General features: G+C 55.0%; 4 protein-coding genes and 1 pseudogene. 4 read left to right on the top strand and 1 reads right to left on the bottom strand.

Annotation, left to right across the window (positions count from 1 at the left end; all coding sequences use genetic code 11):
- From ACRZ95_RS22465 to ACRZ95_RS22475, 3 genes are all read left to right on the top strand, one after another.
- Positions 1-585 (top strand): type IV toxin-antitoxin system AbiEi family antitoxin domain-containing protein (locus ACRZ95_RS22465; protein WP_480555613.1); only part of this gene is annotated, 585 nt, incomplete at its 5' end.
- The gene (locus ACRZ95_RS22470; RefSeq protein WP_480423916.1) at positions 575-760 is read left to right on the top strand and encodes a hypothetical protein; all 186 of its coding nucleotides are present in this window, start codon (positions 575-577) and stop codon (positions 758-760) included. The genes ACRZ95_RS22465 and ACRZ95_RS22470, both read left to right, overlap by 11 nt.
- A 333-nt stretch (positions 761-1,093) precedes the next feature.
- On the top strand, positions 1,094-3,928 hold the full coding sequence (locus ACRZ95_RS22475) for a S8 family peptidase (protein ID WP_480555615.1): 2,835 nt from the start codon (positions 1,094-1,096) through the stop codon (positions 3,926-3,928).
- A gap of 185 nt (positions 3,929-4,113) precedes the next feature.
- On the opposite strand, the pseudogene ACRZ95_RS22480 reads toward ACRZ95_RS22475, so the two are convergent.
- Positions 4,114-4,212: pseudogene (locus ACRZ95_RS22480) on the bottom strand (transposase domain-containing protein); the annotation flags it as partial.
- A gap of 414 nt (positions 4,213-4,626) precedes the next feature.
- Here ACRZ95_RS22480 and ACRZ95_RS22485 point away from each other — a divergent pair.
- On the top strand, positions 4,627-9,306 hold a 4,680-nt coding region (locus tag ACRZ95_RS22485), incomplete at its 3' end, for a tandem-95 repeat protein (protein WP_480555617.1).

The raw sequence follows: 9,306 nt of genomic DNA on the forward strand, positions 1-9,306 counted from the left end.
CAGGACCCTTGGATTCTTGTGCCGACGCTATTTGAGCCATGTTACATTGGGGGACGGACCGCTGCCGAGCATTGGGACCTCACCGAACAGATATTTCGCGATGTTCTTGTGTTTACGGCCCGCTCGGTTGCCGGCCGGACAGTCGAGCGGCAGGGTGCGGTCTTTACACTCAAGCACATCAAGAATGAGATGATATTCGGGACGAAAACGGTTTGGCGTGGCCAGACCCGTATTCCGGTGTCTGATATTAACCGCACAATCATCGATATGCTCGATGATCCCCGGGTTGGCGGGGGCATTCAACATGTCTCGGAGTGTTTTGATCGCTACCTACAGCGGCCTGATTGCAACCCTGATCTGTTGATCGACTACGCTTTGCGCCACGGAAACGGCGCGGTCTTCAAGCGGCTCGGTTTTCTTGCTGAACGCCACGAAAAGGGCGGAATAGTTGCCCGCAAAGCGCGCAAGCATCTCACCAAGGGGCATGCCAAGCTGGACCCGTCTTTGGAGTGTCCGCGTCTCATCACACGTTGGCGCTTGCGTGTGCCGGATAGCTGGATGAAGGACGCCCCGCATGATCGATAAGCGCGAAATCCTTGGACTTGCCAGTACGCAGGGCCTTACCCCGCACGTGGTGGAAAAGGATTACGCGCTTGGCTGGGCGCTCGCGGGTATCTATGCGCATCCTGAGCTATCTGAATCCTGGGTCTTCAAGGGCGGTAGACCGGATCGAATTATTTTGGATTTCGGACCGCCTTAATTTGGATTGATCCGGCTTCAATCGCTCGGTCTTTTCGTCTGGGTTGAGGTGGTGAAACTCCTGCCACTGATCTCATGGCGTGCGCAGGCCGCACCATAGCCGATGTCTATTCAAACATAGGATCGGAGTATTTCACAATACAGTAACTGGGTTCTAAAGTTGGGCAGGAAACGAATGGCCCGCCTACCGAATGATCGGTCAGCAATCCTCAATATCCGCAATACATTCAGCTTGTTACTTGCGAGCCGGGTGGGTCGGGCGGTTCATCGGTATCAACGGCGCGCGGTCGCAACCGAGCAGTTACAATCTAACAGCTAAAGAATAGCAATCATCATGCGCCTGTTTAAGACGTTAGCCCTGACCACGACGGCCATTGTCACCTTTGCCACCTCCGTCGCGGCGAGTATCTACTCGGATCAACTCACCTCCTATTCAAATCAACAGGCCTTGCAATTCCTCGTCAGTGAGCATGCGCGCGATCCATCAACCTTCGAGGATGCACGCAAGTACATCCTCCTGAGCCGACCAGCAATTATGGAGGACTACCTCAACCAAACCTTAGACCGGACACCAGACATCCGTAGTTTTTCCCTTTCGGAGCTAAGCACAGGGGAGACCTTCGGAATTGGTTCGATCGCCCTTGGGCTCGCCGCAGTTGGGCTCGCAGCTTCTCTCGCAGGCGGTGGTGGTGGAGACTCTGAGACAGGCTCCGGCCCAAATCCAGGCACCGGTATTCCAAACCCAGGTCCCAGCCCATCACCTTCTCCAAACCCCAGTCCAAATCCAAGCCCAGGTCCCGGCACTCCAAACCCGGGCCCCAACCCAGGCCCCGGTCCCAACCCAGGCCCCGGCCCCAATCCAGGTCCCGGCCCCAACCCAGGCCCCGGTCCCAACCCAGGCCCCGGCCCCAATCCAGGTCCCGGTCCCAATCCAGGTCCCGGTCCCAACCCAGGCCCCGGTCCCAATCCAGGCCCCGGTCCCAATCCAGGCCCCGGTCCCAATCCAGGTCCCGGTCCCAACCCAGGCCCCGGTCCCAACCCAGGCCCCGGTCCCAACCCAGGCCCCGGTCCCAACCCAGGCCCCGGTCCGGACAATCCCGCTTTCTTCCGGACCGAAGAATTCAACGCAAACTATGCTCTGTCTCTGATTGGAGCCGATGAAAAATACGCTCAAGGCTGGCGAGGACAGGGCATAAAGATTGCAATCCTGGACACAGGTATTGATATCGACAGTCCAGAATTCGAAGGGAAAATCGACTTTGAGAACAGCCACTCTTACTTTGTCGGAGACCCCGACGATATTTCTGAACCTGACGGTCATGGCCGTTCCGGTCATGGCACGCATGTTGCCAACATCGCTGCAGGCAGGAAAAACGGTCAAGGCCTGCACGGCGTTGCCTTTGAATCCGAGCTTGTCATCTTCAATGGAATAAGAAAACGGGGCGACTACACCGAATTTACGATTCCGATCGAGAGCATATGGGCTGATGCCATAAACCGCGCAATTGACGCTGGTGCGCATGTCATGAACAACAGCTGGGTTCGAACCAAAATTGTCGATGATTTCATCGTCGAAATGCCAATCACGGATTTCACAACTGAAACTCCGGACGAAAATAGCAAAAATCTCAAAGAATTTCTTGGCGACAAAACCATCACCGCCCTGAATAGAGCCAAATCCGAAGACTTGATGACCGTTTTTGGCGCAGGCAACGGCGGCCTGCCCGACGTCTCAGTCACTGCAGGCATTCCGGTCGTGCTGGACGATTATCTCGGTTACTTCATCGCCGTCGTTGCTGTCCGTGAAGACAAGAGCCTATGGCACTCCTCCAACCACTGTGGCGTCGCAATGCACTTTTGCCTCGCTGCGCCAGGCGCAGGTGTCATTATCATCCCCAACGGCAACGGCTTCACTCACTTGAACGGAACATCCATTGCAGCCGCCTATGTCACTGGCGCCTATGCCGTATTGAAGAGCCAGTGGCCACACCTGACAGCACCCGTAATCGCTGAGATTATGTTCGCGGCAGCTGAAGATCTCGGTGAGCCGGGTGTTGACCCGATCTACGGGCAGGGCCTCCTCAATCTGGAACGCGCCATGCTTCCTATGGGTGAACTTGTCGTCTACCAGGGGAACACCATCGAGGGCGCCGCCATGCCTCTTGCCGAAACGGGCATCGTCGCCAGCGGCGCCCTGGCGCCAGCCCTCAACCAGGCCCTCGCAGGGCAGACCCTGATGGTTGCAGATGCGTATACGCGCGGATTTGAGCTTGCTGCCAGTGCCCTGGTCTCCGAACTCAAGGCGCCAAGACCCCGCCCCACCTTCGTACGGGAAACAAAGGCCAGCGACAGCCTCACACTCATGCGTTCAGATCACGGAACAGGTCTCCGTTTTGATGGGGATGTGTTCTCCTATGAGATAACTCTCGGCGACATAGATCCAGACGCAGATCCATTTGGACAGCTTCTGACAGAAGACTACTCATTCAGGCACAAGTTTGAACTCACACAAGCGCTGGCCCTTATTACTGACCACGCGGTCGGATCATCCACGGGCTCCTTCTCAAGGACCAGCATAGGGCTTGAAGCAAAAGACAAAGATGGGTCAGGCCTTTCTGCCCAGTTCGGCCTCATAGAAGAAAACGGCACAGTCCTTGGATCCCGCTTTATGGGAGCCGCGGGTCAGGGCGGACGCAGCTCTACCTCATTCTTGGAAATATCCGGATCTGTTGCGGTCGGGCAGGGCACGCTCCTGACGGTATCGGGCACGCAAAGCAGGACAGATTTCAAACAGGCAGGCCTGGTCACTGGCGGCAAAAGTCTGACGGGGCGTGCCGGCAGCGTCTCAATCAGCAAGAAACGCTTTCTCGGCAGCCCAGGCACGATGCGCTTGTCGATATCCAGTCCGCTCCAGATCTCCTCTGGTGAGATTTCAATCGACCTCCCCCGGGACAGGGTTGCAGCAGTGGCCGGTCAGGAAAGCACGGGCGTGACAAGAAGCTCTCAAACTGTGCAGATTACATCTTCAGTGCGGCCGATAGATATTGGCCTGACCTATCAGCTTGCTTCAGAAGCGCCCGGACCGGAAATTCTGTTTAACGCGGGATATCGCGCACAAGGCGGTGACCCCAATCCCTACATTGGATTTGCCCTCAGTCACAGGTTTTGAGCCGCACGGGCAGATGTTTCGGCCACTTCATCTGCCGAGAGAGCTGCGCAGTGCATAGCGCACCAGATGCACGATGCAGGTCTGAACCAGGGCCTCAGGGACGGCGGAGAACAGCAGCCGGTACATGCATTGGGCCGCTGAGATTTCTGCGTCATTTTCAGGATAAAGTGAAGGCGGTGCACCGATTACAGGTCTGTGGCGTAATTCCAGGGCATCAGGCTGCTGATGTTGGACTGTTTATGCCCGTTTGCGATAGCGGTCAGTGTTTGGGTGAGCCAGGCACGGCCATTGGTTAGAACGTAATGCAGGGCGGAACGTCGAACTGATGTGGTTGACTGGGCAACTCGCCCTGACCAGAAGACCATTGCAGACTTCTGGTGCGATAATGGTGCTTGTGGCGACTGTTTGCTCAGGCCGTATTGACAAAGTAACAGTCTGACAGGTGCAGACCCCACCATAGCCTTTTCCTATTCAAATATAGAATCATGGTATTTTCCAATTCAGCGATCTGGATCCAGTGTTGGATGCGGGACGAATTGGCTGGACGTATTCGCGGTCAATCAGACAGCAAAAGTCAAAAGCAACAAAGCTTTGGAACGTTAGCCAGTACAATAACAACAGGTTTTCACTCATCACTCACATGTACAGCACGCAAATGAGATCATCTCAATTTCTCACAGCTTGAATTGGATAAAGAAATGACCGTAATGAACAATGCACCTGTCGCGGCTGATGATACTGTTGATCCGAGTGAGTTCCTGGTCAATGACTTCACCGATGGCTCTCAAAGCGACCCGAGTGTTACCGCTCTCGCCAATGGCCATTTCGTCGTCACCTGGCAGTCTGATGATGGACAGCCGGGCGATACGTCTGAAACTGCCATCAAGGCCCGTATTCTCAATGAGAATGGTGTCGAGATTGTCAGTGAATTTCTGGTGAATGAGTCTACTAATGGTAGTCAATTGACCCCCAGCGTTACCGAGCTCGCCAATGGCCATTTCGTCGTCACATGGCCGTCCAATGATCAGGAGCAAGGGCATCCGTCTGGTTTTGACATCAAGGCCCGTATTTTTGATACGGATGGTAATGAGATTGTCAGTCAGTTCCCGGTCAATGAAGTTACCCATGACATGCAAGGCTGGCCGAGCGTGACAGCCCTTGCCAATGGCCATTTCGTCGTCACCTGGCATTCTCTTGACGGGCAGCAAGGGGATACGTCCAGTTCTGCCATCAAGGCCCGCATTTTCGATGCAAATGGCGATGAGATTGTCAGTGAATTCCTGGTCAATGAATACACCAATGACGCGCAACTATACTCGAGCGTTACAGCGCTCGCCAATGGCCATTTTGTCGTCACCTGGCATTCTTGGGACCAACAGCACGGGGATACGTCTTGGTCTGCCGTCAAGGCTCGTATTTTCAATGAGAATGGCGATGAGATTGTCAGTGAGTTCCGTGTCAACGAATTCATCAACTTCTGGCAAGAGGACCCGAGTGTGACAGCCCTCGCCAATGGGGGTTTTGTTGTCACCTGGGGGTCTCATGACCAGCAGCAAGGGGATGCGTCCGCTTCTGCCATCAAGGCCCGTATTTTCAATGAGAATGGCGATGAGATTGTCAGTGAGTTCCTGGTCAATGAATTCACCGATAGCTGGCAAGTATACCCGAGTATTACAGCGCTCACCAATGGCCATTTTGTTGTCACCTGGATGTCTGAGGACCAGCAGCAAGGGGATACGTCCGGTACTGCCATCAAGGCCCGCATTTTCAATGAGAATGGCGATGAGGTTGTCAGTGAATTCCTGGTCAATGAATTCACCAATGGCTGGCAACAGAACCCGAGTGTGACAGCCCTCGCCAATGGGGGTTTTGTTGTCACCTGGGAGTCTCATGACGGACAGCAGGGCGATGGGGACCTCGCCATCAAGGCCCGCGTTTTTGATGCGAACGGTGTTGCTCAAAGTCACAAGATTATCACAGAAGATGTTGTCACCCTGATTGAGACCGCCACGCTTCTGGCCAATGACAGCGATGTGGATGGAGATGCGCTGACGGTGATGGATGTGTCTCCGACGAGTGCACATGGCGCGGCCCTGACGCTGAACACAGACGACGGGACGATCAGCTATGATCCAACCGGCGCAGACGCTGTTCAGGCCCTGGCAGAGGGTCAGACCCTGACGGATACATTCACCTATACGGTCGAGGACGGTAATGGCGGGGAGAGCACCGCAAGTGTTTCCGTGGTTGTTCATGGAGCCAACGATGCGCCTGTTGTGGCGATTGTATTGCCTGATCAGTCTTCCGTGGAAGATGAGACCGTGAGCTTTGTGCTGCCGGCGAACGCATTCACGGATGTGGATGGGGATGCGCTGACCTTGAGTGCGACACTTACGGATGGCACGGCCCTGCCGGACTGGCTGGTGTTTGATGCGGTTGCAGGGAGCTTCTCAGGCACACCGCCGCAGGATTTCAATGGCATGGTCAATGTACTGGTGACGGCCAGTGACGGGTCTCTTTCAGCAAGCGATGCCTTTGCGCTTGAGATTACCCCTGTCAACGATGCACCTGTCGCAGTTAACGATGTTGTGCAAAGTCCCACTCCGATCACCGAAGATGTTGTGACCTCAATTGATACCGCCACGCTTCTCACCAATGACAGCGATGTCGACGGGGACGCACTCACGGTGACAGCGGTTTCTGCCACAAGTGCGCATGGTGCAGCCCTGACGCTGAACACTGATGGGACCATCAGCTACGATCCCACCGGGGCAGCTGATGTTCAGGCCCTGGCAGAGGGCCAGACACTTATCGACACATTTTCCTATGCGACCGATGACGGCAATGGCGGTGTGGGCGTCGCAACCGTTTCGATCATTGTGCACGGAACCAATGATGCCCCTGTTGTGGCACTTGCATTGTCCAATCAGGCTTCCGTGGAAGATGAGGCCGTGAGCTTTGTGCTGCCGGCGAACGCATTCACGGATGTGGATAGCGATGCGCTGACCCTGAGTGCGACACTTACGGATGGCACGGCCCTGCCGGACTGGCTGGTGTTTGATGCGGCTTCCGGCAGCTTCTCAGGCACACCGCCCCAGGACTTCAATGGCACATTGAGTGTCACGGTAACGGCCAGTGACGGGTCACTTTCAGCCAGCGACACCTTTGCGCTTGAGATCACACCTGCCAATGATGCACCTGTGGCAGGTCATGATATTGTTGGCACGAGTGAATTCCGCGTCAATGAATTTACAGATGGCAAGCAAGAGTCATCGAGTGTTACAGCCCTCACCAATGGCCATTTTGTTGTCACCTGGGAGTCTGATGACCAGCAGCAAGGCGATGCGTCTGGTTCTGCCATTAAGGCCCGCATTCTTGATGCGAGTGGAGCTGAGATTGTCAGCGAATTCCTGGTCAATGAATACACCGCTAACACTCAAGGGAGCCCGAGCGTCACAGCGCTCGCCAATGGCCATTTCATCGTCACATGGAGGTCTAACGACGGGCAGCAAGGTGATACTGATTGGGCCATCAAGGCCCGTATTTTCGATGAGAACGGTGTTGAGATTGTAAATGAATTCCTGGTCAATGAGTTTACCAATAACGGCCAACACGACCCGAGTGTTACCGCCCTCGCCAATGGCCATTTCATCGTCACCTGGCACTCTTATGACGGGCAACAAGGTGATGCTTCCAGCTCTGCCATCAAGGCCCGCATCTTTGATGCGGATGGTAACGAGATCGTCAGTGAATTCCTGGTCAATGAATTTAACCATCTCTTTCAAGGCAACGCGAGTGTAACAGCCCTTGCCAATGGCGATTTTGTTGTCACCTGGCAGTCCGATGACGGGCAGCAAGGCGATACGTCCGGTTCTGCGATCAATGCCCGTATTTTTGATACAAACGGTGTTGCTCAAAACCCCTATCTTATCACCGAAGATGCTGTCACCTTGATTGAGACAGCCACGCTTCTTGCCAATGACAGCGATGTCGACGGGGATGCCCTCACGGTGACAGCTGTGTCTGCCACAAGTGCGCATGGCGCAGCCCTGACGCTGAACACCGATGGGACGATCAGCTATGACCCAACCGGCGTAGACGCTGTTCAGGCTCTGACAGAGGGCCAGGCCCTGACGGATACATTCACCTATACGGTCAGTGACGGCAATGGCGGGGAGAGCACCGCAACGGTTTCCATCGTTGTGCACGGAGCCAATGATGCGCCCGTTCCGCCAATTGCGTTGCCTGATCAGTCTTCCGCAGAAGATGAGGCTGTGAGCTTTACACTACCACCGGACGCATTTGAGGATCCGAATGGCGATGCGCTGACCTTGAGTGCGACGCTTGCGGATGGCACGGCGTTGCCGGGCTGGTTGGTGTTTGATGCTGCTTCGGGGAGCTTCTCAGGCACACCACCTCAGGACTTCAATGGCATGTTGAGTGTCACGGTGACGGCCAGCGATGGATCTCTTTCAGCAAGCAGTGTCTTTGCGCTTGAGATTACGCCTGTCAATGATGCACCGGTCGCAGTGGATGATGTTGTTGACCAGAGCGAATTCCTGGTCAATGAGTTCACCGATGGCAGTCAAAGCGCCCCGAGCGTCACAGAACTTGCTAACGGGCATTTCGTCGTCGCCTGGATGTCTCATGCGCAGCAGCACGGCGACATGCCCGATTGGGCTGTCAAGGCGCGTATTTTTGATGCGGATGGCGGTGAGATCGTCAGTGCGTTCCTCGTCAATGAATTCAACAATGGTGCTCAACCGAGCGTTACAGCCCTCGCCAATGGGCAGTTTGTCGTCACCTGGGTGTCTGAAGGCGGGCAGCCAGGTAACACGTCCGATTGGGCCATCAAGGCCCGTGTTTTTGATGCGGATGGCGGTGAGATCGTCAGTGAGTTCCTGGTCAATGAATTCAATAATGACTGGCAGCTCAACCCGAGCGTCACAGAACTTGCCAATGGCCATTTTGTCATCACCTGGCAGTCTGGAGAAGGGCAGCGGGTTGATACGTCTGATTATGCCATCAAGGCGCGTATTTTTGATGCGAATGGCGTTGAGGTCACCAGTGAGTTCCTGGCTAGCGAGTTTACTAATGACTGGCAAAGCACCCCGAGCGTTACGGCCCTCGCCAATGACCATTTTGTTATCACCTGGATGTCTGATGAGCAGCAGCAAGGTGATACGCCCAATTGGGCTGTCAAGGCCCGTATTTTTGACGCGAATGGAAAAGAGGTCGCCAGCGAATTCCTGGTCAATGAGTTTACCAATGACAGTCAAATCAGCCCGAGCGTTACAGCCCTCGCCAATGGCGAATTCGTTGTTACCTGGGTGACTGGAGACGAGCAGCAAGGGGATGCTTCCAGCTCTGCCATCAAG

The organism is Ruegeria sp. AI3 (assembly GCF_056541245.1).

What these genes read in the sequence shown, in the direction of transcription:
- ACRZ95_RS22470 (WP_480423916.1), top strand. Translation starts at nt 575, where the DNA reads ATGATCGATAAGCGCGAAATCCTTGGACTTGCCAGTACGCAGGGCCTT.
- ACRZ95_RS22475 (WP_480555615.1), top strand. Translation starts at nt 1,094, where the DNA reads ATGCGCCTGTTTAAGACGTTAGCCCTGACCACGACGGCCATTGTCACC.